28 protein-coding genes are annotated in these 24908 nt (G+C 47.0%); 13 read left to right on the top strand and 15 right to left on the bottom strand.

What is annotated here, in order from left to right; all coding sequences use genetic code 11:
• Positions 1-28: 28 nt before the first annotated feature.
• Positions 29-1060: a M42 family metallopeptidase gene (locus tag G9F75_RS06130; RefSeq protein ID WP_204283013.1), complete on the bottom strand. Its 1032-nt coding sequence runs from the start codon at positions 1058-1060 to the stop codon at positions 29-31.
• Positions 1061-1191: 131 nt separating this feature from the next.
• On the opposite strand from G9F75_RS06130, the gene G9F75_RS06125 reads away from it, so the two are divergent.
• Both G9F75_RS06125 and fabHB read left to right on the top strand, forming a co-directional pair.
• A complete protein-coding gene (locus G9F75_RS06125; RefSeq protein WP_021494937.1) occupies positions 1192-1395 on the top strand; it encodes a hypothetical protein in 204 nt (67 codons plus the stop codon).
• 136 nt (positions 1396-1531) lie between these two features.
• Positions 1532-2509, top strand: a complete 978-nt coding sequence (fabHB, locus tag G9F75_RS06120) for a beta-ketoacyl-ACP synthase III FabHB (protein ID WP_014417343.1) — start codon at positions 1532-1534, stop codon at positions 2507-2509.
• A 62-nt stretch (positions 2510-2571) separates the two neighbouring features.
• Here the strand turns inward: fabHB and G9F75_RS06115 are convergent, their stop codons facing one another.
• The 6 genes from G9F75_RS06115 to G9F75_RS06090 all read right to left on the bottom strand — a co-directional run bounded on the left by G9F75_RS06115 (position 2572) and on the right by G9F75_RS06090 (position 11499).
• Positions 2572-4905, bottom strand: a complete 2334-nt coding sequence (locus G9F75_RS06115; RefSeq protein ID WP_021494936.1) for a YhgE/Pip domain-containing protein — start codon at positions 4903-4905, stop codon at positions 2572-2574.
• Positions 4906-4979: 74 nt separating this feature from the next.
• Positions 4980-5552 (bottom strand): TetR/AcrR family transcriptional regulator, encoded by a 573-nt coding sequence (locus G9F75_RS06110; protein ID WP_003155219.1) that lies wholly within the window; start codon positions 5550-5552, stop codon positions 4980-4982.
• A 148-nt stretch (positions 5553-5700) separates the two neighbouring features.
• Entirely contained in the window at positions 5701-7134 is a 1434-nt protein-coding gene (gene hemY / locus G9F75_RS06105; RefSeq protein ID WP_014417341.1) for a protoporphyrinogen oxidase, read from the bottom strand.
• A gap of 27 nt (positions 7135-7161) precedes the next feature.
• Positions 7162-8097, bottom strand: a complete 936-nt coding sequence (gene hemH, locus G9F75_RS06100) for a ferrochelatase (protein ID WP_003155221.1) — start codon at positions 8095-8097, stop codon at positions 7162-7164.
• Between the two features lie 75 nt (positions 8098-8172).
• On the bottom strand, positions 8173-9234 hold the full coding sequence (hemE, locus tag G9F75_RS06095) for a uroporphyrinogen decarboxylase (protein WP_014417339.1): 1062 nt from the start codon (positions 9232-9234) through the stop codon (positions 8173-8175).
• 123 nt (positions 9235-9357) lie between these two features.
• Positions 9358-11499 carry a transglycosylase domain-containing protein gene (locus tag G9F75_RS06090; RefSeq protein ID WP_167408972.1) on the bottom strand — a complete coding sequence of 714 codons (2142 nt, stop codon included), beginning with the start codon at positions 11497-11499 and terminating at the stop codon, positions 9358-9360.
• A gap of 122 nt (positions 11500-11621) precedes the next feature.
• On the opposite strand from G9F75_RS06090, the gene hmoB reads away from it, so the two are divergent.
• The 3 genes from hmoB to G9F75_RS06075 all read left to right on the top strand — a co-directional run bounded on the left by hmoB (position 11622) and on the right by G9F75_RS06075 (position 14883).
• Positions 11622-12122 carry a heme-degrading oxygenase HmoB gene (hmoB, locus tag G9F75_RS06085; protein ID WP_014417337.1) on the top strand — a complete coding sequence of 167 codons (501 nt, stop codon included), beginning with the start codon at positions 11622-11624 and terminating at the stop codon, positions 12120-12122.
• 118 nt (positions 12123-12240) lie between these two features.
• Positions 12241-13626, top strand: a complete 1386-nt coding sequence (locus tag G9F75_RS06080) for a membrane protein (protein ID WP_021494933.1) — start codon at positions 12241-12243, stop codon at positions 13624-13626.
• 69 nt (positions 13627-13695) lie between these two features.
• Positions 13696-14883: a M20 family metallopeptidase gene (locus tag G9F75_RS06075; protein ID WP_095060911.1), complete on the top strand. Its 1188-nt coding sequence runs from the start codon at positions 13696-13698 to the stop codon at positions 14881-14883.
• 28 nt (positions 14884-14911) lie between these two features.
• On the opposite strand, the gene G9F75_RS06070 is transcribed toward G9F75_RS06075, so the two are convergent.
• From G9F75_RS06070 to ecsA, 3 genes are read right to left on the bottom strand one after another with little or no spacing between them, the layout of a single operon-like run.
• The gene (locus tag G9F75_RS06070; protein ID WP_095060912.1) at positions 14912-15616 is read right to left on the bottom strand and encodes an EcsC family protein; all 705 of its coding nucleotides are present in this window, start codon (positions 15614-15616) and stop codon (positions 14912-14914) included.
• A 42-nt stretch (positions 15617-15658) separates the two neighbouring features.
• Complete coding sequence (locus tag G9F75_RS06065; RefSeq protein ID WP_095060913.1) at positions 15659-16885, bottom strand: ABC transporter permease; 1227 nt, start codon at positions 16883-16885, stop codon at positions 15659-15661.
• Positions 16878-17621, bottom strand: coding sequence for an ABC transporter ATP-binding protein EcsA (gene ecsA, locus G9F75_RS06060; protein WP_003155231.1), 744 nt, complete (start codon positions 17619-17621; stop codon positions 16878-16880). The genes G9F75_RS06065 and ecsA overlap by 8 nt, the downstream gene beginning before the upstream one ends.
• 491 nt (positions 17622-18112) lie before the next feature.
• Here ecsA and G9F75_RS06055 point away from each other — a divergent pair, with 491 nt between their 5' ends.
• From G9F75_RS06055 to G9F75_RS06045, 3 genes are all read left to right on the top strand, one after another.
• Complete coding sequence (locus G9F75_RS06055; RefSeq protein ID WP_021494930.1) at positions 18113-18550, top strand: HIT family protein; 438 nt, start codon at positions 18113-18115, stop codon at positions 18548-18550.
• A gap of 136 nt (positions 18551-18686) precedes the next feature.
• Positions 18687-19766, top strand: a complete 1080-nt coding sequence (gene serC, locus G9F75_RS06050) for a 3-phosphoserine/phosphohydroxythreonine transaminase (RefSeq protein WP_014417332.1) — start codon at positions 18687-18689, stop codon at positions 19764-19766.
• Positions 19767-19886: 120 nt separating this feature from the next.
• Entirely contained in the window at positions 19887-20405 is a 519-nt protein-coding gene (locus G9F75_RS06045) for a tryptophan transporter (protein WP_021494929.1), read from the top strand.
• Between the two features lie 57 nt (positions 20406-20462).
• On the opposite strand, the gene yhzF is transcribed toward G9F75_RS06045, so the two are convergent.
• A complete protein-coding gene (yhzF, locus tag G9F75_RS06040) occupies positions 20463-20654 on the bottom strand; it encodes a membrane protein YhzF (RefSeq protein WP_007409223.1) in 192 nt (63 codons plus the stop codon).
• A gap of 116 nt (positions 20655-20770) precedes the next feature.
• Between yhzF and G9F75_RS06035 the strand changes: the two genes are divergently transcribed.
• The gene (locus G9F75_RS06035; protein ID WP_014417330.1) at positions 20771-21127 is read left to right on the top strand and encodes a YtxH domain-containing protein; all 357 of its coding nucleotides are present in this window, start codon (positions 20771-20773) and stop codon (positions 21125-21127) included.
• 179 nt (positions 21128-21306) lie between these two features.
• On the top strand, positions 21307-21918 hold the full coding sequence (locus G9F75_RS06030) for an HTH-type transcriptional regulator Hpr (RefSeq protein WP_021494928.1): 612 nt from the start codon (positions 21307-21309) through the stop codon (positions 21916-21918).
• On the opposite strand, the gene G9F75_RS06025 is transcribed toward G9F75_RS06030, so the two are convergent.
• The gene (locus tag G9F75_RS06025; RefSeq protein WP_003155243.1) at positions 21915-22256 is read right to left on the bottom strand and encodes a YhaI family protein; all 342 of its coding nucleotides are present in this window, start codon (positions 22254-22256) and stop codon (positions 21915-21917) included. The two genes, G9F75_RS06030 and G9F75_RS06025, sit on opposite strands and share 4 nt — an antisense overlap.
• A 210-nt stretch (positions 22257-22466) precedes the next feature.
• Between G9F75_RS06025 and G9F75_RS06020 the strand changes: the two genes are divergently transcribed.
• Together G9F75_RS06020 and G9F75_RS06015 are read left to right on the top strand one after the other, a co-directional pair.
• Positions 22467-22997 (top strand): DUF3267 domain-containing protein, encoded by a 531-nt coding sequence (locus G9F75_RS06020; protein ID WP_007409225.1) that lies wholly within the window; start codon positions 22467-22469, stop codon positions 22995-22997.
• 98 nt (positions 22998-23095) lie between these two features.
• Positions 23096-23278 (top strand): hypothetical protein, encoded by a 183-nt coding sequence (locus G9F75_RS06015; RefSeq protein ID WP_024085081.1) that lies wholly within the window; start codon positions 23096-23098, stop codon positions 23276-23278.
• A gap of 56 nt (positions 23279-23334) precedes the next feature.
• Here G9F75_RS06015 and yhzE2 read toward each other — a convergent pair whose 3' ends face one another.
• Both yhzE2 and yhzE1 read right to left on the bottom strand, forming a co-directional pair.
• Positions 23335-23421: a sporulation protein YhzE2 gene (yhzE2, locus tag G9F75_RS06010; protein ID WP_003155248.1), complete on the bottom strand. Its 87-nt coding sequence runs from the start codon at positions 23419-23421 to the stop codon at positions 23335-23337.
• A 124-nt stretch (positions 23422-23545) separates the two neighbouring features.
• On the bottom strand, positions 23546-23632 hold the full coding sequence (gene yhzE1, locus G9F75_RS06005) for a sporulation protein YhzE1 (RefSeq protein ID WP_017417375.1): 87 nt from the start codon (positions 23630-23632) through the stop codon (positions 23546-23548).
• A gap of 158 nt (positions 23633-23790) precedes the next feature.
• Between yhzE1 and G9F75_RS06000 the strand changes: the two genes are divergently transcribed.
• Positions 23791-24642 (top strand): peptidylprolyl isomerase, encoded by an 852-nt coding sequence (locus tag G9F75_RS06000; RefSeq protein ID WP_021494927.1) that lies wholly within the window; start codon positions 23791-23793, stop codon positions 24640-24642.
• 38 nt (positions 24643-24680) lie between these two features.
• Here G9F75_RS06000 and G9F75_RS05995 read toward each other — a convergent pair whose 3' ends face one another.
• Positions 24681-24908: a sporulation YhaL family protein gene (locus G9F75_RS05995; protein WP_137987995.1), complete on the bottom strand. Its 228-nt coding sequence runs from the start codon at positions 24906-24908 to the stop codon at positions 24681-24683.

Raw genomic sequence — 24908 nt, 5'->3', positions numbered from 1 at the left:
GCACGGAATGATTTCCGCGCAGGGTTTTTTATGCCATCGGCGATAGAACGTACCGATGCAAAAGCTTCGCCGTATTAAGAAGCGATAATTCATGCGTGCGTTCAAAAGCGTGTGAAGCGTCAATTCCCGGGCCGATCAGCCCGTGGACGATGTCATGGCCCGAACGGATGGCTGCTGAGGCATCAGAACCGTAATACGGATAAATATCAAGCTGATAATCAATGCCATAGCGCTCCGCAAGCCCGGCCAGATGTTTTCTGAGCTGATAATGGTACGGGCCGCTCGCATCCTTCACGCAAATGGAGACGGTATATTCATCCGTAGACTGGCCGTCGCCGATCGCTCCCATATCAACAGCCAAGTATTCGACGGTCTCAGGAGGAATGTTGGAATTGCCGCCGTAGCCGATTTCTTCATTATTAGAAATCAGAAAATGCGTCGTATACGGAAGTTCGATTTTCTCTTCCGTGATGCGGCGGATTAAATTCAAGAGCAGAGCCACGCTCGCTTTGTCATCAAGATGACGGGACTTAATAAAGCCGCTCGGCGTAATCTGCACGCGCGGGTCAAATGAGATGAAATCGCCGACCCTGATGCCGAGATCGGACGTCTCTTCCTTCGTCCGGACAGGCTCATCAAGGCGGACTTCCATATTCTCCTGATTCCGCTCTGCCTTGCCGGCGTCCTTGTAGACGTGCACTGAAGTCTGATGCATTAAGATGGTGCCTGTATAGGTTTTGCCGGAAGAAGTTTGGATCTCGCAATATTCCCCTTCAATCGAGTTATATCGGAAGCCGCCGATCAAATCAATCTTCAGCCGGCCGTCCGCCTTTATCTCCTTTACCATCGCGCCGAGCGTATCGACATGCGCCGTCAGCAATCTGTGTTTCTTGTCATCACGGCCGGGAATTGTGACAAAAAGACCGCCTTTGCGGTTCCTGTAAGAGGAGACGCCCCATTCTTTTAAAAGACTTTCTGTATAGGCGATAACCTCGTATGTATTGCCCGTCGGACTCGGAATCGACACCAATTCTTTAATCAGTTCCATCGTATGTTTCATATTTTCCACAGGTCATTCCTCCTATCAATTTTATTCTTCTTAAAATATACTCTTTTGATCCATAACCCGTCCAATCTTTTCCTTCTCTTTTTTCATAGAATGAAGGGAGCATGAGCATAGGAGGGAAATGTATGATCAGCCGTAAACCGCACAAGCGGAAAAGATTTCATAATGATTGGTTTGAGGATTGGTTTGAGGATAATTGGTCTGGTGCAGCCTTCTGGGGCTGTAAAAAAGAAAAAGATCACTGTAAAAAGAAAAAAGAAGACCCTTGTAAAAAGAAGAAAGATAAAAAGAAGCATCATCATTCATGCTGCCGCTGCCGTCATTGGTAATCGTTCACACAAGCCCGTTTTACAAATAGATTCTCATGCTCCCCAAACAGCGGATGCTGCTTGGGTTTTTTTATTAAAATTAGTACCAAGTAATAATATCAGGTGTTATAATCTGATATAAAGGAGTGATTTTTTCATGTCAAAATCTAAAATTACAGCAATCGGTACATATGCTCCGGCACGCCGATTAACAAACGCGGATTTGGAGCGCATCGTCGATACATCTGATGAATGGATCGTCCAGCGCACCGGTATGAAGGAAAGACGCATTGCCGGCGAACATGAATTCACATCGGATTTGTGTGTGGAAGCGGTGAAAAACCTTGCAGAACGATACAGCGGAACTCTTGATGATGTCGATATGATCCTTGTCGCCACAACGACGGCGGACTATGCGTTTCCAAGCACCGCGGCACGCGTGCAGGCTTACTTCGGCTGGCCGCAAACGGGGGCGCTTGATATTAACGCCACATGCGCCGGACTCACTTACGGCCTTCAGCTCGCAGACGCATTAATTACCGCCGGTTCCCATCAAAAAGTGATTGTCATTGCCGGTGAAACATTATCAAAGGTAACGGATTATACTGACCGGACGACCTGTGTTCTTTTTGGAGACGCTGCTGGCGCCCTATTGGTGGAACGCGATGAATCAGCGCCGGGCTTTTTGGCAGCCGTGCAAGGAACAGCGGGAGGCAGCGCGGACGTGCTGTATCGCACGGGACTGAGCGCAGAATTAAACGGCGAGCCGCTTAAAGGCGGAGGAAACATGGTGCAAAACGGGCGCGAAGTATATAAATGGGCGGCCAGAACCGTGCCTGAGGAATGCAATGCCCTTTTAGAAAAAGCCGGCTTTTCAAAAGACGATCTGGATTGGTTCGTTCCTCACAGCGCCAACATGCGGATGATCGAATCCATCTGTGAAAAACTGCCCTTCCCGCTTGAACGGACATTGACAAGCGTTGAATATTACGGCAACACTTCATCGGTTTCTATTATTCTCGCTTTGGATGAAGCTGTGAAAGCGAAAAAACTGTCGGAAGGCCAGACGCTGGTATTATTCGGGTTCGGCGGAGGATTGACGTATACCGGACTGTTGGTGAGATGGGGATTTTAATAGTACGACGATCGAAATCTAAAAAAAAGAGGCCCTGAGCATCTGCTCAGAGCCTCTTTTTCTTATGCTGTTATTTCTTCTTCCGTTTTGTGTTCTTTTTTGCTTTGCACCGTAAAATACACGATGGTCAGCGCGATCATGACAACGGCGATGCCCAACAGAATGGATGCCTGCTGCCACATATAGCCGTAATCGCCATTTGAAATGACGGCGCGGAACCCGTTGATGCTGTAAGTCATCGGCAGTGCCCCGTGAATCACTTGATAGAATCCCGGCAGGAGTTCAAGCGGGAAGGTTCCTCCGCTTGCCCCGAGCTGGAGCACCAAAATGATGACAGCGATAAAGCGTCCCGGATTCCCCATCGTTGTCGCCAATAATTGAATCATGGACAGGAACGCGATGCTGGTAATCATCGTAAAGAGATAGAACCTCCAAGTGCTCTCCACATCAAGCCCGATTCCTTTCAACAGAACCGTGGCGACAATAACGGATTGAATCAGTCCGACGAGCAGAATAACGCTGAATTTGCTGAGGAACCATTCAAAACCGTTTCTCGGACGCCCTGAAGCTTCACTCAGAGGGAACACGACCGTCAGCATCAAGCCGCCGACATACAAGCCCATAGAGAGAATATAAGGCGTCAGTCCGGTACCGTAGTTAGGCACGGAATGAATCGCGTTATCGTCCGTTTTTACCGGATCGGCAAACATGCTGTACGTTTTGTCATCTGTCTTAATGTCCCCGGTTTGATCGGCCGCATCTTTCAGCTGGCTGGACAATTGTCCGGTGCCGTCTAAAAGCTTGCTTAAACCGGTGCCGAGAGACGCTTGACCCTGCTCAATTTTGGACGAGCCGTCATGGATTTTGTTTTGCGCATCCAGGAGTTTCGTTAAGCCGCCTGATACTTGGCCGCTCCCTGACACTAACGCTTCTGATCCTGATTTGAGCTGTCCGAACTTGCTGTTGTATTCGCCGATGCCGGCCGTCAGTTTATTTTGGCTTTCAAAGACGGTCTGCGCTCCGCTGTACAATTTATCAGTTCCCGCTGTCAGCTGGTTAATCGCGTCTTGTACCGCCGCTGCGCCGTTATACAGTTTCGATGTGGACTGAGGCAGTGCTTTCAGCTGATCAGCCTTCGCTTTTACATCTTTGAGCGCGCTTTTTATGACTGACATATCCGGAAGCTGAATATCTCCGCCGGACGGAAGCTGGCTGACGATATTGTCTAAATCCGGAAGGTCGGCCTTCGGAAGCTTCTCATTCAGTAGCTGAACAAGTTTCGCTTTTTGCTCATCCGTTAAGAAATCACTGTCCTTAATCACCTTTTTGACCGCGTCATCCCGGGCATCCAGGTTGTTTTTCAGATCAGAAAGCTTCTTCTTAAACTGCTGCAGGTCCTTTTCAGTCTGCTCGAGCTGCCCAACCGCGTTTTCAATGTCTGACAGGTTGACTGAATTGATCGCATCTTCAAATGCCGCCGCTTTTTGCGACACTTCCTGCGCCTTGCTGTTTAACGCGCTTAATCCATTCGTTAAATCCGGAAGCTTTTGCTGGAGCTGCTTTTGTGCGTCAAGGCTCGTTTTCAGCCCGCTGGCCACTTGGCCTCCTCCTGAAGCAATCTGTCCTGATTTATCTTGAATTTCGGCGCTTGCGCTCTGAAGTTTTGCGATAGAGCTGTCAAGCGTTTGAATTCCGCTTGTCACTTTCGCCGCTCCGTCTGCAAGCTGCTGCGTTTTATCGCTGATGGTGGCGGTGCTTTCAGTAAGCTTCGCTAAATTTTCCTTCAGCTTGGCGCTGCCGTCTTTCGCGTTTTTCGTGCCGTCGTCTATTTTCTTGGCTCCGCTGCTGGCTTTGCCGAGCCCTTTGGCAATATCTTTAAAGTTATCAAAAATGACTTTTGCGTATTGCTCTGTCACTTCTTTCGACACGGAGGCTTTCAGTTTGTCGATCGCCTTTTCCCCGATTGTCGCGCCGACATAGTTTGATCCGGCATTCGTATGATATTTCAGATCCAGCTTCTTCGGATTTTTATCCATTACCGTGCTGGCGTTTTTCGAAAAATCTTCAGGAATCTCGACCAATAAATAATATTTAGCATTTAATAAGTCCTTTAACGATTGATCAAGATCGCTTGAAAAATGCCAATCAAAATTATCATTTTTCTTTAACTCTTTCACAAGATCGTCACCGATCTGAAGATGTTTCCCTTCGTAGTCCGCCCCTTTATCCTGGTTGACAACGACAACCGGCAGCTGATCCACCGTGCCGTACGGGTCCCAGTACGCCTTCAAAAACACTCCGCTGTAGATCAGCGGAACGAATAATATGGCAATGATGGGGATTAACAGTTTCTTGTTCGTTACAATGTCTTTCCACTGGCTTTTTATTGTATTCAACCCTGTTGCCTCCTTCCGCAAACTGACTCATTTGACAAAACGGTCACGGCACCTAAAAAGTGAAGGATCATCTATTATTTAGATAATCCTTGACCAACATACATTTCCAGCAATTCGGCGATCGTCTCTTTTTCAAGAGGCGGATGGTTTTTTTCCCAGTCAAATATCAGCGCGATGTAGAGCTTGAGCATCACAAAAGCGGTCAGTTCCGGATCACACGGTTTAATGCTTCCGTTTTCAATGGCTGTTTCTATCTTTTCTTTAATGTATGACAGAATGGCCCGCTCCATTTTCGCAATGACATCCTGAACGGCTATTGTACCAATCTCGGCGTTCTCCTGAAAAATTTTAATAGTCAGCTGGTGTGTTTTTCTGAATTCCAAAATCGCGACAAGCGCCCGGTGGACATTTTCGTGAAATGAAAGCTCCGGTTTCATCGCTTCGTCTGCGTGTTCCTTCATTTCTCTTAAAATAGTGGTGAAAATATCATCAAACAGTTCTTCTTTGTTTTTGAAAAACGTGTAGATGGTTCCCTTCCCCACATTTGCAAGCTTTGCCACCAGATCCATTGTCGTTGCTTTGTAGCCGAATTGTGTAAAAGACTTCGTTGCCGCTTCCAGAATGAGCTTTTTCCGATCGACGGACATGTTTCCCACCTCGTTAAATTGACCGTTTGAACGTTTTAGTCATTTTGTACATAAGATAACTTATCACAGTCGCAAAGAAGATTCAAATGTTTTTTCTCTTTACTGGTGTTCCCTTTACAGAACGGGAACATGCAAAAAAACCTCCGTTTTACGATAACGGAGGCTGGTACGTTTCAAATAAATAAGCCAGTGAATCATATACGGCGGCTTTTCCCTGGTCGATACAGTCGGGGATGCCCACCCCTTCGAATGACGCGCCCGTCGCGTATACGCCCGGATAGGAAGCTTTCAGCGCATCTCTGAACTCTTTGATGCGCTCCTTATGGCCAACATGGTATTGCGGCATGCTTTCGTTCCAGCGGGTCACACAGGTCATTTCCGGTTCGCCATTCATTTTCATTACTTTTTTCAAATCTTCCATTACGATTTTAATGATCTCGTTATCTGAAAGATCTACGATGGATTCATCTCCGGCCTTTCCGACGTACGCCCTGAGAAGCGTTTTGCCCTCCGGCGCCGCGTGCGGCCATTTTTTATTCGTCCATGTGCAGGCCGTGATGGAGAAGTCGCTGTTTCTTGAGATTACGAATCCCGTACCTTCATGCTCCATCTTGACGGCTCCCTCAGGAAAACCTAAGGCGACGTTGGCAACGGACGTAGAATGCATGTCTTTGAGACATGAAACCGCCGGCAGATCAGAAAGCATTTTCGCCGCGGCTTTATGCGGGGCTGTTACTATGCATCCTTCCGCATAGAGCACTTTGCCGTTATCAAGCGTCACGGAATATCCTTTCTCCTCGCGGCCGATATGGGTGACTTTCGTTCCTTTCATCACCTTTGTCAGCGTAAGCTGCTTTTCCAGCTCCTCCACCAACGTTTGAAGCCCTGTCGTCAGCGTTAAAAACTGGCCCTGCTTTTTGGCCGTCAGCTGCTGTCCCGAAGGCTGCGGACGTGATTTTTTCATACCGAGAATCAGGCTTCTGTGCTTTTGCTCAGTCTGATAGAATTGCGGAAACGTAGACATGAGGCTCAGCTTATCAATATCTCCGGCATAAATCCCTGATAATAGCGGTTCTATTAAATTCTCAACAACTTCGTCACCGACGCGTCTGCGGAAAAATTCACCCAGAGACTGATCTTCCTTCGGTTTGCTCGCAGGCAGGACAAAGTCAAGCGCCGCCCGCGCTTTTCCGGGAACAGAAAATAAACCGGTGGAGATGAACGGAGCGATTTTGGTCGGAATGCCCATCACCGCGCCCTTCGGCATCGGATGAAGCGTCTCGTTGACGAGCACGTAAGACTGGCCGGTCGCATTGTTGACGAGCAGATGCTCAAGCCCCAAATCCTTGACGAGCTGCGGCGCGCTTTTTTTCCTTTCCAAAAAAGAATCCGGGCCCCGCTCAATGATGTAGCCGTCTTTATGCGCCGTCTGAATTTTGCCGCCGGCTCTCGGGCCTGCTTCGATCAAGGTGACCTCAAGCGGCAGCTGTTTTTCTTTGATTTCTTTTTCCATGTAGAAGGCGGCGGCTAATCCCGTTATGCCGCCGCCGATGATGACCAGATGTTTTTTATCGCCACTCATTTTTATCGCCTTCTTTACCGTTTAATTCTACTTGTCCAGCTCTTTCAGCACGACCGCTGCAAGCGCGTCGATAAATTCAGGCTGTGCGTTCGGCATGGCCGGACGATAGTAGCTTGCGCCGACTTCTTCAGTCACAGCTTTGCATTCATAATCATTATCGTAAAGCACCTCTAAATGATCGGCAACGAAGCCTGCGGGCACGTATACAAATGCTTTATAAGGATGCTTTTGATACAGCTCGCGCGTAAGATCCTGCACATCCGGCCCGAGCCACGGATCAGGGGTGTTCCCTTCGCTTTGCCAGCCGACTGCGTAATCGGTAATTCCGGCGCCTTCGGCAATCAGTTTTGCGGATTCCTCCAGCTGGTCAGGATACGGATCGCCGTATTCTTTAATTTTTTCAGGAAGGCTGTGCGCTGAGACGATCAGCATCGCGTCATCCCGTTCTTCTTTCGGCATTGATTCATACGTTTTCTTCACCTGGCCGACCCAATAATCAACGAATTTCGGTTCATCATACCAGCTTTCAACGGACTTGATGGTCAAGCCGCCGAGCTTCTCCGCTTCTTCTTTCGCGCGTTTGTTGTATGACTGGACGCTGAATGTTGAAAAATGAGGGGCGAGCACAAGGCTGACAGCTTCTGTAATGCCGTCTTTATGCATGTCCGCCACCGCGTCTTCAATAAACGGTTCAATATGTTTTAATCCGATATACACTTTGAATGTTACATCATCCTGGATTTCATTTAAACGCTGTGCGAGCTTCTCCGCCTGCTCCTGCGTGATTTTCGCCAGCGGAGAAATGCCTCCGATCGCTTCATATCTGTCTTTTAAATCTTGAAGCATATGAGGCTCCGGCTTTCTTCCGCGTCTGATATGCGTATAATAACGTTCTATGTCCTCTTCTTTGTAAGGCGTTCCGTAAGCCATGACAAGAAGTCCCATTTTCTTTTTGCTGCTCATTTTGTTAAACACCTCTTTTGATGGTCTGTCTACCTTGATTTTGACAGGAAAATCTACTTATAACCAACGATCTGCTCAGGAAGATTGTTCCGTTTTTTTGGCAGCGGAATATTCATGTACAAACGCCGTCAGCTTTTTCAGCGTTTCCGGATTGACATCAGGGAATACGCCGTGCCCTAAATTGAAAATAAACCCGTCCGCTTTCATGCCTTGATCAAGTATCGCTTTCGCTTTTTTCTCGATGACTTCCCAAGGCGCAAGAAGAAGCGACGGATCAAGATTGCCCTGAACCGTTTTTGTAATGCCTTGTTTTCTGGCGTCATCTATGCCGAGTCTCCAATCAAGACCGACGACATCAAGAGGAAGGTCATGCCAATCCCCGGCCAGATGGCTTGCGCCTACGCCGAACATGATCAGCGGAACTTGCTCTGCAGAAAGCTCCCGGAAAATTCTGTCCATCACCGGTTTTATAAACTGCCGGTAATCTTCGCGGTTCAGCGCGCCGACCCATGAATCAAAAATCTGAATGGCTTTTGCGCCGGCGTTAATCTGCGCTTTTGCATAAACGATAATCATGTCCGCGAGCTTGTCCATCAGCATTTGCCACGCTTGCGGCATACTGTGCATAAACGCTTTTGTTTTGTTGTAATTTTTAGAAGGCCCGCCTTCAATCATATAACTGGCCAGCGTAAAAGGCGCTCCCGAAAAACCGATGAGCGGAACATTCAGCTGTTCGTTTACGAGTAATCGGATCGTTTCCAGCACGTAAGGAACATCCTGTTCAGGATTCAGTTCGCCGAGCTTTTCAATATCCGCAGCAGAGCGCACCGGCTGATCGATCACCGGGCCGATTCCGTTTTTTATTTCAACATCCACTCCGATATAAGGAAGCGGCGTCATAATGTCTTTATATAAAATGGCAGCGTCCACTCCGTACTGCTCGACCGGGAGCCTCGTCACATACGCGCACAGCTCGGGCTGATGCGTAATTTCGACTAAGCCGTACTTTTCCTTCAGCTTGCGGTATTCCGGCTGCGACCTCCCCGCCTGTCTCATGTACCAGACAGGGACGTGATTTGTCTTTTCTCCCCGTGCCGCTTTTAAAAACGTATCATTAAACGCTTCTCGTTTACTCATCTGAATTTCCACCTTTCCTCCTGCAACCATACGTTCGTGTTCTTCGCCCATTACACTATACCTTGTTTTTTCAAAAGCGTATAGAATTGAGGCTTAATGTTCAAAAAATCGCCGAATTCATGATTAAGAAGAAAAAAGCTTCGGCTGAACGTATTCCGTTCCCTCTCCTTCTTGATCCGTCTGTGAATTATATGGAACGACTTTGTATGAAGCCCCTGAAAACAGATTGGCGTACGGTATGTCAAAGCTGCCTTTTCCTTTCACAGAATCCAGAAGCTTGTCTTTTCCGTCTTTCTTCTCATATATTCGGTAAACAACCCGATCATCCTTTTGAATATCCCATTTTAATTGAACCGTAATCAGTCCCATCGCCTTAAATGTATAACGGGCCGACAGGGACTTTACCGCCTCCAGCTCAATCGGGCTGCCCAGTTCCTTCACATTTTCAGGCTTTTTGAATGTCTCCCCGTTTTCTCCCGCTTTTGTGACGATATCTTTAAAGAGTCTGACCGGGTATTGGCTTCCGCCTTTCAGGTAATGGGTTTTATCCGTTTTGTCATAGCCCATCCAGACGGCTCCCGTCAGTCCGGGAGTGTATCCCGCAAACCAGGCGTCCTTTGTCGCGCCGGGGACGCCGGGAAATGTGGTCGTGCCGGTTTTCCCCGCCAGGTCACCTTGATAGCTGCCTTGTGAAGCGGTTCCTTCTTTTACGACCTGCTGAAGCATTCTCGTCATATTCCATGCCGTCTGTCCGCTGAAGACGCGCGTTTTGCCGTTTTTAGGCTTGGACAACGTTTCTCCGTCTTCGTCCGTGATTTTCTCTATAAAAAATGGCTTCGTATACATTCCGCTTGCCGCAAAGGTATGATAAGCTCCGGCAAGCTGAAGCGGGGTGACGCCTTCAGACAGACCGCCCAGCGCAATCGCGAGTCCGTTGTCAGAAATGTTCATACCGTTTTTCTCAAGATACGATTTTCCCGTATCTACGCCGATCTGCTTCAATGTCCAGACAGCGGGCGCATTTATGCTGTAAGTGATCGCATCCTGCATCGTCACTTCCCCCTTGTACTGTCCGTCATAATTTTTCGGTTCATACCCGTCGTAGGACGTGAGTTTGTCTTGGAGAAGCGAATACGGTTTGAACTTGTCTTCCTGCATGGCGGGCCCGTATACGGCAATCGGCTTAAACGTTGAGCCCGGCTGCCGCTTCGCCGTAACCCTGTTGTATCCTTTTGTCACGTAGTCGCGTCCGCCGACCGCCGCGCGCACGCCTCCGGTTTTATTATCAATAAAGACGGCGCTTCCCTCTGCCGCTTGATCCGTCCCCGGAAAATAGCCGCTTTCCTTCATGAGGGTGTATGCCGTTTTCTGCAGCTTGGAATCAAGTGACGTCCGGATCGTATAGCCGCCTTGAAGCAGCTGTTCACCCGACATCGAATAACGGGATTCCGCCTCCTTGATGACAAGATCGATATAACTGTCAAACCAAGGCGTTTCTGATGTTTTCTTGACATTAAGCCCCAATGTCCGGCCCTGGGCTCTGACGGCTTCCTTGGCGCTGATATAGCCTTGGTCGTTCATCATTGCAAGAATCGTATCGCGGCGTTCTTTATTTTTATCCGGATGCTGAATCGGCGAATAAAGAGATGGCGCCTTCGGAATCGCTGCCAGAACGGCTCCTTCCGCAACGGTTAAATCTTTTACTTCTTTATTAAAGTAGTAGTGGGACGCGGCTTGAATGCCGTAAACGCCATGGCCGAAATAAAGCTGGTTCAGGTACATTTCAAGCAGCTTGTCCTTGCTGTAATCACGCTCAAGATTGATGGCGATAATGACTTCCTTCGTCTTGCGCAAAAATGTTTTATCATGAGTCAGAAAAATGTTTTTCGCCAGCTGCTGGGTGATCGTGCTTCCGCCTTCCACCTTGCCGCCTGCTAAAACATCCCGGAACACCGCCCGGCCGACAGACTTCACATCAATGCCGTGATGTTCGTAAAACCGTTTATCTTCAACGGCGATAAAGGCATCTCTCACATCTTCCGGAACCTGCTGAATGGATACCGGCTCGCGATTTTCCGTATAGAGGCTCGCGATTTCATCACCGTTTTGATCGACGATTTTTGAAGATGCGTGCAGTATTAATTTCTTTTCATCGATGACATAATGGCCGAGAAATATAATGATAATGTATCCGATTAACGCGAGAAAAGCGGTTGCCGCCGCAATTACAGCCGGAATAAAGAATCTTTTTTTCTTTTTCAGCATAAGTCACCTCGCCTTTCTTAACTTGTAGTATGGGAAATATTGTTTCGAATTATGTCAGAATGAGTCGCCAATAGAAACTTATACCACTCTTTTGATATACTAGCAAGCAGGAGGTGGCTGATATGAAGGTTTATATTACATACGGGACAGCCGATTTTTTAAAGACGATTGCAAAGAAACACCCGAGTGAGAATATGGTGCTGATGCAAGGTGAGGATAATGCGGTTTTAATTCATGAAACAAATGGAGAAACCGTTTTTCAGGCGCCCCATTCCTATGAAAGCATCGACAGCGTCGGGGAAATCAAAAATCCGGGCTACGCCGTCCTCAACAACATCGCCGTTACCCAGGAAGGCCGTCCGCTGTTTGAAAACCGGTTTAAAAACCGCGCCGGCAAAGTGGAAAATGAACCCGGTTTTCAAGCCATCCGCGTATTAAGACCGCTCGAAGGCGATACGTATGTCATTTTGACCCTGTGGAAAGAGGAAAAAGCCTTTCAGGATTGGCAGCAGTCAAACTCTTATCAGGAAGCTCATAAAAAACGCGGAACATCTGCCGGCATCGACACGACGTCTATTTTCTCCCGGCCGTCTTATGTAACCGCTTATTACGCAATAGACTAAAAAACCGCCGGAGATTCTCCGGCTTTTTTAATGTCCCGATTTTACGCTTCGTTCTTTGCACCTTCCGCCCGCCTATGAATAACCTGTAGCAATCCTATTTATAAACGGAGTGGTTCAATTGGGGATCGGCGTCTACTCGGTACATCTGCTTTATGTTGCTTTTATCGCGGCCATTATCGTTTTTATGCTTCTCAGAAAAGATACAACCTTTATTTCACTCGCCGGCATTTTTGTGATTGCGCTATGGACGACGCATTCATTCTCCGCTTCGGTCAGCAGCCTGTTTCACAGCTTCACGTATGCCGCCGGAGAATTGCTGCCGACAATTTTTATCATTTGTTTTATCGTGGCGATGAGCGGCCTTTTGACCGAAACCGGTATTAATGAAGCGATGATTTCTCCGTTTGCAAAGCTGATGAAAGGGCCGGCTGTCGCGTATTGGGTTATCGGCTGTCTGATGTTTGCCATCTCTCTTTTTTTCTGGCCGTCACCAGGGGTGGCGCTGATCGGCGCTGTGCTGCTTCCCGCAGCGATCCGGGCGGGCCTTTCTCCGATCGCCGCGGCTATGGCGATGAACCTGTTCGGCCACGGATTCGCTTTATCTGGGGATTACGTCATTCAGGCGGCCCCGAAATTAACGGCCGATGCCGCGGGCATTCCCGTGGGCGATGTCATGCAGGCAAGTATTCCGCTCGTTTTGATCATGGGGTTAACGACGACAATCACCGCTTTCTTCCTCATCATGCGGGATCGAAAAAAAACGAAGGCCCCCCTCTCCTTGGACAGCTCCGGTTCTTTGGACACAAGTATGTATCTGGCGAAAAAACTCAGGGTGATCCTGGCGGTTTTCATTCCGCTTGTTTTTCTTGCCGATATTATCTGCATGATCGTATACCGTCTGCAGGGAAACGAGGCGACGGCACTCGTCGGAGGAACCGCGATCGGCATTCTCCTGATCGTTCATTTCATTGTATATAAAGAGCGGCATTTAGAAAAGATCACCGAGTATTTTATCGGCGGTTTTCAATTCGGCTTTAAAGTATTCGGCCCCGTCATTCCGATCGCGGCCTTCTTTTATCTCGGTGACGCGGGGTTTAAAAGTATTTTGAACACCCCGCTGCCGAAAGGATCTGCGGGGATCGTCAATGACCTCGGATTGGCCCTGTCCCATTCTTTTCCGATGTCCGGAGAATTCGCCGGCATCGCCCTGGCAGCAGTCGGTGCGATTACCGGGCTCGACGGGTCAGGGTTTTCCGGTATATCTCTTGCAGGCTCGATGGCAAAGCTGTTTTCTGCCGCGCTTCATACGGACCCGGCCGTTTTAACGGCGCTGGGCCAGATTTCAGCGATCTGGGTCGGGGGCGGAACATTGGTCCCTTGGGCACTGATCCCCGCTGCGGCTATTTGTAAAGTTGATCCGTTTGAGCTTGCCAGGAAAAACTTTATCCCGGTTGCGGCCGGGCTAGTCGTCACAACGATCGCCGCCATCATCATTCTCCCGTAGCAAAAGGATTGAAATCTTCTGACATTTTCTATACAATCATGGGAAAAGCAGACGAGGGGGGCATCGCTTTTGACGTTAACGACACTTCAAAAAAGCTTAAACGCTCAGCTTGACGGGCTGTATGAGGAAATGGTTGAAATCAGGCGTCACCTTCACATGAATCCCGAGCCATCGTTTAAGGAGAAAAAAACACCGGCGTTCATCGCCTCATTTTATGAAAAGCTCGGCGTTCCCATCCGGACGAATGTCGGGGGCAACGGTGTCACAGCCTATATTGAAGGCAGTGAACCGGGACCGGCCGTGGCACTCAGAGCTGATTTTGACGCTCTGCCGATACAGGATGAAAAAGATGTGCCCTATGCTTCACAAATTCCCGGCGTCATGCACGCCTGCGGGCATGACGGCCATACCGCGGCTCTGCTTGCTGTCGGAAAAGTGCTGTACCGCAACCGGGAAAAACTGAAAGGGTCATTTGTGATGATCCATCAGCACGCTGAGGAATTATCTCCCGGCGGAGCACAAGCAATGATTGAGGATGGCTGCCTCGAACATGTCGATGCCATTTTCGGCACTCACCTTTGGGCGACTGAACCCGTCGGAACGGTCTTATGCCGCCCGGGCCCAGTGATGGCCGCCGCTGACGGCTTTACGATTAAAGTCATCGGCAAAGGCGGCCACGGCGCGATTCCTCACGATACGAAGGACGCCGTTTTAATCGGCTCACAAATCGTCACGGCTCTTCAGCATATCGTCAGCCGGCGGGTAAATCCGGTGCAGCCGGCCGTCATCTCAGCCGGCTCGTTCACCGCTGAAAATCCGTTTAATGCGATTGCCGATCAGGCAGTCATATCAGGCACCGTCCGCTCGTTTGACGAAAGTGTGCGCAGCCTGCTCGAAGCAGAAATAGAAGCCGTCGTAAAAGGAATCTGTTCCATGCACTCCGCTTCCTATGAATATCATTTCAAGCGCGGTTACCCCGCCGTCGTTAATCATCCTGAGGAAGCGGCGCACGCGGCGGCAGCCGCAGCGGAAACAGAGGGCGTCACGAAGGTCGTTGAAGGAGAGCCGCAGATGGCCGGAGAGGATTTTTCCTATTATCTGCAGCATACAAAAGGCGCATTTTTCTTTACGGGCGCCGCTTTAGAAAACGCGGAAACCATTTATCCTCATCACCACCCGAAATTTGATTTTAATGAAAAAGCGATGCTGACGGCCGCCAAGGTGCTTATCGGCGCCGCGGTAAGCTACCCCCGCTGACATAAAAACATAAAAAGCAGCCGGTACATTACGTACCGGCTGCTTTGATTCTTAAATGAAAAACGTGCCTTGCCGTCTCACCGAGCTGTGACAGCAGTTTATAATTGGCTGCTCCGCCCACGGCGGCTCCGACCACCGGCAAAAGCTGAAACAATTTCACCACGTCCAGATAATCGCGGTATTCCTGCTGAAAAACTCTCCAATCGACATCATGCTTTTTCGAATCCCATTGTTCAATCATTGAGTATATGCGTTTCCGCTGTTCACCGCTTGAGAAAGCCAGCTGAAAAATAAACAGCAAAAACAATCGCTCATCCCTGTCTTTCACATCATAGCCGTAAATGGAGGCAAGATCGAACAGACATTTCATTTTAATGGATAGCAGCAAAGGAAAATCAGCCATCCCTAAAAAAATTCCGCCGGCCCCCGTACCGATACCTTCAGCTGCCGCGACCTTTTGGTACGATACGATGGTTTGTCTGGCAAGGGCATCTTTTTCAGCAAGCGTCATACCGTGTGTATCCCGCTTGCTTTTCACCAGATTTGAACCAGCCATTGTTGCTTCGGTCATTTTTTTAATGCTTTCTGTGATGACGGCATGAATTTTATCGGGAATCCGCTCATTGATTTTCGCCTGCATTCCTTTAGAAAAACGTTCAAGCATAGAATCTTTGCGCAAAAAACGCGCTTTCCATTGCAGTGCTTCCTGTATCAGCTGCTGATCGTCGGTCATCTGTGTCTCCTTCTTTCATTGAGGTTTCAAAAACCCGATTGATTACAGCTTGCCGTACTTTTTCAATCTTCCGCCCATATACGAAGGCATGATTACAAAAATCAGAACGGCTGAAGCAACAGCCGCATACAGCGCCCCGCTGACTCCCGCGGCATAAGCTGACGCTGCACAGAACAGCAGCGCCTGCACGGTTAATGCCGATTTCATCAGCGAAAAGAAACTTTGCAGCTTCGCTTTCTGATTGACCGGGTAAAGCTCCTGCAGAGAAAGATGATGAAAATGCCCGAACAGCGGCAGAAGCTGTATCCCCGTTATAAAGACGGTAAATACGGTTAACGCCGCCGTTATCCACGGATTGGCGGAAACGAGCATAATAATCAGGATAAAAATAATCGTGAGCCTGACCTGAATGCCGAGATAATCATTTGAACGCAGAAAGGCCCGCGCATACATATAGGAGAACGTTTTCCGCTGTTCAAACGGAATCATTCTGAGCAAAAAGTCGAGATACGCCCGGCGTTTTGCCTGTTTCTTCAGGTGAGGCACATCGGTAAACAGATTGGCGATTCTGTAAAACCGCTGCTTCCTTCTTAATTCATATTCAATATGGGCTTCCCATTTTAATGATTTATGTTTTGCGGCCGATATGAAATACACATAAAGGCCGGCCATCACAACATAGACGGCGGCAGCGTACACATAAAACGACTGTAAGACGAAGTATAAAAGCAGCATATTGCAGATAAAGCGTATAACCGCATCCATCATTTTCATGCTTCTGTCATTCATAAACGTCATCCGCCACTCCATGGCCTGATTCCACGCTTTTACCGCCAGCATCTGAATAAATACGGCGGCATACGACGCAAGCGACGCCCCCGGACTTACAGCGAAAAACAGAGGCATGCATACAAGCGACAGGGCAATAAGCGGAAACAGCTGTGACAGATAGCTGTACTTAAATGAATGCTTAAAGTATGTCCCCATTTTCGGTTCAAGCGGCAGCAGAAACACGAGGTCCGCTTCCTTTAACAGCGTCCGGACGTATGAACCGGTCAGCACAAATGAAAAGAGCACCGCCATCACCCAAAATGACGGAAAATGAACGGGAATGTCTTTGACCCACTTGCTGTACCAGCTTGCCGCTCCGGCAATAAAAAAGATCAGCACAATGACGAGATGATCATTGAGCATATATTTCATATACATTCTGGTTTCCTTTATATGCTCTTCAAGCCGGGACTGCCAAATAGTAGACATATTATTCATGGCCGGCGTCTTCCTTCGTCAGTTCGATATACAAGTCATCAAGAGCTGCGTCTTTCATGCCGAACTGCTCTCTCAGTTCTTCCAGTGTGCCGCTTGCCCGCACTTCGCCGTTATGTAAAATAATGAAAGCGTCACAGTAGCGCTCTGCCGTAGCCAGGATATGCGTTGACATCAGCACGCTTGATCCGGCTTTTTTCGCGGCGTCCATCCGCTCCAGCAATGCATTGATCGCAAGCGGGTCAAGGCCGAGAAACGGCTCGTCAATGATATAAAGCGAAGGCTCCGCGAGAAACGCGCACATGATCATGACCTTCTGCTTCATCCCTTTGGAAAAGTGAGCGGGAAACCATTTCAGCCTTTTTTCCATTCTGAATTCTTTCAGAAGCGGAGGAAGCCTTTTTTCAAGCGTTTCTTTGGAAAGGCCATACGCCATGGCCGTCAGCTCCAGATGCTCTTTGAGCGTCAGTTCTTCATACAGCACCGGCGTTTCGGGGATGTACGTAAATTGCGAGCGGTAGCTTTCCTTATCCTCCGAAAACGTCTTGCCGTTCAGCTCGATCGAGCCTTTATGCGGGTCCATTAATCCGATAATATGCCGGATCGTCGTGCTTTTGCCCGCGCCGTTTAATCCGATGAGTCCGACAATCTGGTTCGGCTCAAGGGTGAATGAAACATTTTTTAAGACCGGGTTCCTCGTATAACCGCCGGTTAAGTCTTTTACCGATAGCAGAGACATAATTTCTCCCCTTCTGATTCGTTTTTCTTCATAGTACCAAAAATAAAGTCTGATTTGAAACGATTCCCTTTTTTTCTCACGTGAAAATCGTGCATAGTTATCGTTTTGGCGGACATCATAATGTATGTAGAAGGAAACAGCTTTAATCAACTGAAAATGAGGTGTTTATAAAAGACGTCTTAGAACAGTTGGATGAAAATCAACATGTCCTGTGCTTACAATTTCTTCACACACTGCTTTGATGATGTTCTTCATTCATGATGAAATAATCAAATGAGGTGTTTGTCCCAGGAATGATTAAGCAGACTCATAAGTCTTCATTTTAAAAACAAATGAGGTGCTTACAAAAGGCATATTCAATTTTCTGTGATAAAGCTTCGTACTTCTGCATCAGGGTGAACGCGCAGCCGTTCATCCTGTTTTTTGTTTTGGCCGTTTTTGTGGTACGATGAGAATATACATATATTTCTTTTCAGGGAGGAAACCCATCTATGCACAAAGCGGACGATTGTATTTTCTGCAAAATCATTGCCGGTGACATTCCGTCTTCAAAAGTATACGAAAATGAACACGTCGCGGCGTTTCTTGATATCAGCCAGGTCACAAAGGGCCACACGCTCGTGATTCCGAAAACACATATCGAAAACGTGTACGAGTTTACGCCTGAGCTTTCTAAAGAATATTTTGAAGCGGTGCCGAAAATCGCACGCGCCATCCGCGATGAATTCGAGCCGATCGGGCTGAATATTCTCAATAACAACGGTGAAAAAGCGGGCCAATCGGTGTTCCATTTTCACATGCATATCATTCCGCGTTACGGAAAAGGCGACGGTTTCGGGGCTGTCTGGAAGCCCCACGCCGAAGACTATACGCCTGACGATCTTCAGGAGATCGCTTCAACCGTCAGAAAACGGCTTGCCTCATCTTAAAGATGAGGTTTTTTTGCGTCCGGAAACACAAAATACATAAAATTATATTTTTTCATATCAAAAAAATCAAAAAATTGTGATAGGATAATTGTATTATTTCTTACACTAAAGCGGAAAACAGGGAGAGATCGTAAACATGGAACGTACAACGAATTTCAATGCAGGACCCGCAGCCCTTCCACTGGATGTGCTGCAAAAAGCACAAAAAGAATTTGTCAACTTCAATGATACCGGCATGTCCGTCATGGAGCTGTCCCACCGGAGCACGGAATATGATGCGGTGCACCAAAAAGCCAAAAGCCTTCTGAAAGAACTGATGGATATTCCCGACGATTATGATATTTTATTTCTTCAAGGCGGCGCAAGCCTTCAATTCTCCATGCTGCCGATGAACTTTTTAACACCGGAAAAAACGGCGCACTTCATCGTAACAGGCGCATGGTCTGAAAAAGCACTCGCCGAGGCGAAACTGTTCGGAAACACATCCGTCACGGCAACAAGCGCAGATTCAAACCACAACCACATACCGGAAGCGGACCTCTCAGGAATCAAAGACGGCGCCTACCTGCATATTACGTCAAACAACACGATTTTCGGAACGCAGTGGAAAGAGTTCCCGAATTCACCGATCCCGCTCGTAGCCGACATGTCAAGCGACATCCTGAGCAGAAAAATTGATGTCAAAACGTTTGATGTTATCTATGGCGGAGCCCAGAAAAACCTCGGGCCATCCGGCGTCACGGTCGTCATCATGAAAAAATCATGGCTTGAAAACGAAAACGCCAACGTCCCTAAAATTTTGAAATACTCCACTCACACAAAAGCCGATTCACTGTATAATACGCCGCCTACATTTGCGATTTATATGCTGAGCCTCGTCCTTGAATGGCTGGCTGAAAACGGCGGTGTCGAAGCGGCTGAACGGCGCAATCAGGAAAAGGCCGATGTCCTGTACGGCACAATCGACGCAAGCGGCGGGTTTTACGCGGGGCATGCCGCAAAAGACAGCCGTTCTCACATGAACGTCACGTTCACCCTCCGCGACAGCAGTCTCACGAAAAAATTCGTTGAAGAAGCGAAAGCGGCTAAAATGATCGGACTCGGAGGCCACCGCTCAGTCGGAGGCTGCAGGGCGTCTATCTACAACGCCGTCAGCCTGGCTGATTGTGAAAAACTGGCTCAGTTTATGAGAAAGTTCCAGCAGGAAAACGAATAAATTTCTTCTAACATAACGGTTCCTTTGATATACTGTTTGCATATCAATTTTTCCGGCCATCGCAATAAATGACGAGCATATTATTGGATGGCGAAAAAGCTTAGCAGAGGAGAGCTTAGTATGAAAACAAAAGAATTAGTCATTATGGCCCTGTTTGCGGCAATCGGAGCGGTGCTTCATTCCATTATGCCGCCGGTATTATTCGGAATGAAACCCGATATGATGCTTGTGATGATGTTTATGGGTATTCTGTTATTCCCCCGTGTGCAGAACGTACTGATGATCGGGATTGTAACGGGAATCATTTCCGCACTCACGACATCTTTTCCGGGCGGACAGCTTCCGAATATCATTGAAAAACCGGTAACGGCGTTTCTGTTTCTCGCGCTGGCGCTTTTGGTGAAAAAGAGCGTGAAAACAGCGGCCGCCGCCGTCATTACGATAGCCGGCACCTTCATCTCCGGTTTGCTCTTTTTGGCGCTGGCCCTTCTGATTGTCGGCCTGCCGGGCGGATTCACCGCCTTGGTGCTCGCGGTCGTCCTTCCGGCGGCTGCGCTGAACGCGATCGCCATTATCATTATGCATCAGATTGTGCAAACGATCTTAAAACGGTCCAATATGATTGAAACGGTGAAATAACCGCATACCGAAACCTCTTCCGGCCGGAAGAGGTTTTTTAATGTGTTTCAGCATGTTTTATACGAGAAGTTTTGTGAAAAAGATAAGGAACAATGCGAGGGCGGTTCCTGCTGAGCAGACGATGGCCTTTTGGCGGACGACCCGCTTCGGCGGATAAGAAGCGGCCTGGCCGAGCAGTTTCAGGTAATAAACGGCGCCCGCCGCAAAGACAAGAGCCATACAAGATAAAACAATCATAAAGACAGACAACCTTCTCCCTCCTTTTCCCTTAAAAAATATGCTAAAATAAAGCAAGCTATGTATAGAAGTTTATTCTTCTGAACAAAAATGATAAAAGTTATGAGAAAAAAAACGGGGTGATTCAAATGGCTGACGGACGTTCCCTTTTAACAGGCCTTTTCGTAGGCGGATTGATCGGAGGCGCAGCGGTGTTACTCTCGGCTCCTTCATCCGGAAAAGAGCTGCGGGGCAAAATCAAAGAGAATTGCAATTCAATTGAGGACACAATCAAACGGTTAAAAAAAGACGGAATGGCGCTTAAGGACCAGCTTGTCCAAACGGCGAAAGAAAGCGCAGAAGTCATTAAAGACGTAGGCGGAGAGCTTCAGACCAGCATTAAAAGGTGGCAGGAGGAAATCAAGCCGCACCAGCAGGATCTCCAAAAGGAAATCGCTGATATCGAAGAGAAAATCAGACAGCTGGAGAAAACCTTACAAAACTAATATCCTATACAACCAAAAAAAGTGCGGACCTATTGCGTTCCGCACTTTTTTTTGCGGTTTAAAGCCTTTCCCAGCAAAGGATTAAGAATTTATTATAAAATTCTTAAATTTTCATCTTTATTAATCTTTATTTTATTGGCATAATAGAGGAAAAGAAAATGTGAAGCAGGTGATCTGTATTGAATCGTGTTGAACCGCCTTACGATCTAAAAGAAGCTTTAATCTATACCCAAAAAATGGCGCAGCTGTCCAAAGCGCTCTGGAAATCTATCGAGAAAGACTGGCAGAATTGGCTGAAGCCCTACGACCTTAATATTAATGAGCATCATATATTATGGATTGCCTATCAGCTTAAAGGAGCTTCTATTTCAGAAATCGCCAAATTCGGCGTTATGCACGTATCAACTGCATTTAACTTTTCAAAAAAGCTTGAAGAACGGGGATATCTGAAATTTTCCAAGCGGCTGAATGATAAACGGAACACGTACATTCAGTTAACTGATGAAGGGGAAAATGTATTCGAAAGCCTGCTTGAGGAGTTTGATCCGTCGAGGAACGCGGTGTTTAAAGGCTCACAGCCGATCTACCACTTATTCGGGAAGTTTCCTGAGGTTGAAGAATTAACCTGTGTCATCCGCCACATTTACGGCGAAGATTTTATGGAGATATTCGAGAAATCATTGACAAACATAAACAATGATTTTGAAAGTGAAGACGGAAGGCTGAAGAAAAAAACGGACGAATCGGCTGTCCATGAAACGGCTGAAGAGCTGGAACCGATCAACAGTTAATCAAAGTGCTTCATAATCTCAATAAACTCTTCCATCAGCGCTGTATAAAGCCCCTGCTCATACAAAGCAAAAATCGTTTCATGAACATCTAATTTTTCGTTCAGCTGTCCCGCAAAAAGCGCAAGGAGCTTGTCAAACGTCACAAAGCCTTGCGCTTTTTGCGACTCCAGCTCGTCCTCCAATTCGCGGCAGATCCGCCCGACCTCTTCTCCTTCTTCTTCGGTCAGCCCTTTTTCAATCATCATCGCATAAAAAGGGTACTTATCCATATCCACCGTTTTCACCAGCAATTGTATGTAATATTCTAAACGCCCGATACGCTGATCCATTGAATCCATCCGTTTCACTTCTTTCTATCTTTAATCTTATTTTAGCTGATAATGAATGGAGAAGAAAGGTTAAACCGTACATTTCCATGTTTCACCGAGCTCTTCTGTTCTTCTCTTTCCAGGTTTATTTTTTTCTTTAAAAAAGGATTGATTTTTTCTCCTGAAGAGAGTAAATTATTTTGAGATTGTATTCCATCTTTGTACGGAAGGATGACTCTGATGAATTGCTGGAAAACCATTAATCTGATCAAAGATTATGGTGCGGTTCGTTTATTATTGACTGCTGTAGGTTTTATGATCCTGTTTTTTATATGCAACTTCTTGGCATTCGGGCTGCTGCGTCCGAATATCAGTTTAAGTGACGGGCACGTGTTTGCTTTTTGTGTTCTGCTCGTTGTTACTTTATTTGTACATAAAGTCATACATGTCCTGCCGATGATCTGTAAAAAAAGAAAAAAGGAAATGAAAATGTACTTCTTGCGGATGCCGACATGGAAAGGCATACCGAAAACGACGATGCTGATTTCTACGATCAGCCCGTTTTTATTCATTACGCCGTTATTGTTTTATGCCGGACTGGCATTTCCGAGACACGCTCATTACTTTTATATGATTTCGAGCATTCATGCGGGGTATTGCCTGCCTGATCTTCTGTTTGCGCTCCATCTGGTCAAAGCGCCCAAATCATGTTTGATTGACCAGGAATCCGACGGTTTTGATATTTTAGTAAAAAAAGTGCCGGAGTCTTGATGTCCCGCTGATTTTTCAGGTTACATTCTATCTTTTTTAATAAATATTTGGTAATGTAATATGGGAGCAGTTCAGAGAGAGAGGGGGAATCTCCCATCATTTTATTCTATTTTATCGTGGCTGCCCTGTTTATTCTTTATTTCATAAACAGGCTCACAAATACATTATGCCTTGTCAGAGAGATTCCTGAAGACCGGCAGGATAAGGTATTCCGTTTTATTAATGTATCTATTTTAATTTTACTGATCTCTTCATTCGTCGAGATCTCCTTTACTGTGTAAACAGGCAAAAAAATATGGCTGACGGAGGTCTGACCCCCGACAGCCATATTTTTTTCTTAATAAAGCCAAGAAGCGCCGATGATGATCAATAAGATGAACAGAACAACCAATAATGCAAAACCGCCTGCAAATACTTCACCCATCTCCAAAAGCACCTCCTACAAAACGTTTTATTTTTCCAATTACATCATATGCAATTTACTTCTGAAACGATTAGGCGCCCGGGTAAGAAAACGGACCGCTTTTAGAAAAAGCGATCCGTTTCGCTTAACAAATGTAAGCTGCACCTACGATGATAAGCAATATGAACAGTACTACGAGCAGCGCGAAACCGTTTGAATATCCTCCGCCCATGGTTCATTACCTCCTTTTCATGATCAATATATTTGTATGTATCAGGAAAAAGTTTGACTAGACGAATGCCCTTTATTTAAAATCTTTTTACAGAAAGCCACAATATGTTATGATACGCATATGCAATTTAATTTGGATGATTAGGAGTGTTTAAAGGAATGAAGAAAATCGCGATAGCAGCTATTACGGCAACGAGCGTCCTGGCTCTCAGCGCTTGCAGCAGCGGCGACAACGACGTAATCGCCAAGACAGATGCCGGAAATGTAACAAAAGGCGAGCTCTACACGAACATGAAAAAAACCGCGGGTGCAAGTGTGCTGACACAGCTCGTACAAGAAAAAGTATTAGCAAAAAAATACAAAGTAACGGATAAAGAAATCGATAACAAGCTGAAAGAGTACAAAACGCAGCTCGGCGATCAGTACAGCGCCCTTAAACAGCAGTACGGCGAAGATTACCTGAAAGATCAGGTGAAGTACGAACTGCTTGCACAAAAAGCGGCGAAAGACAACATCAAAGTGACTGACGCTGATACGAAAGAATATTACGACGGCTTAAAAGGTAAAATCCGTGCGAGCCACATCCTTGTCGCTGACAAAAAGACAGCTGACGAAGTGGAGAAAAAGCTGAAAAAAGGCGAGAAGTTTGAAACGCTTGCGAAAGAATACTCAACTGACACATCAAAAGACAGCGGCGGCGACCTTGGCTGGTTCGATAAAAAGTCAATGGATGAAACATTCAGCAAAGCTGCATTCGGCCTGAAAGTCGGACAAGTCAGCGATCCGGTCAAAACAAAATTCGGTTATCATATCATCAAAAAGACGGAAGAACGCGGCAAATATGATGACATGAAAAAAGAACTGAAAGAAGAAGTTCTTAAACAGAAATTAAACGACAACTCAGCTGTACAGGCGGCAATTCAAAAAGTCATGAAAAAAGCTGACGTAAAAGTTGAAGACAAAGACTTAAAAGACACGTTTAACACTTCAACATCTTCTGAATCTAAATAAAAAAACTGTGCGGGCTCTCGGCGAGCCGCACAGTTTTTTTATGCGATGGAATGATTGGAGTTTTCTTCCGCACCCCCGTTTTCACTTGCGGGCGCAGCCATACGGCGCTCGCGTTCCTGTTCCATCCGTTCAATATACACCCTTCCTTCTTTTTCAATAAACGACTGGTCAAGCTTTTCCTCTTCTTTAGCTGTTGTGAAAAGCTTATATGCGCTGAAAATAATTCCGATAATGCAAAGGTATACCCACCAAGGAAAAAATAGCAC

Source organism: Bacillus sp. EKM208B (assembly GCF_011800725.1).
GTDB lineage: Bacteria > Bacillota > Bacilli > Bacillales > Bacillaceae > Bacillus > Bacillus velezensis.
Note: the sequence above shows the minus strand (reverse complement) of the source record. Positions and strands in the feature narration are given on the sequence as shown.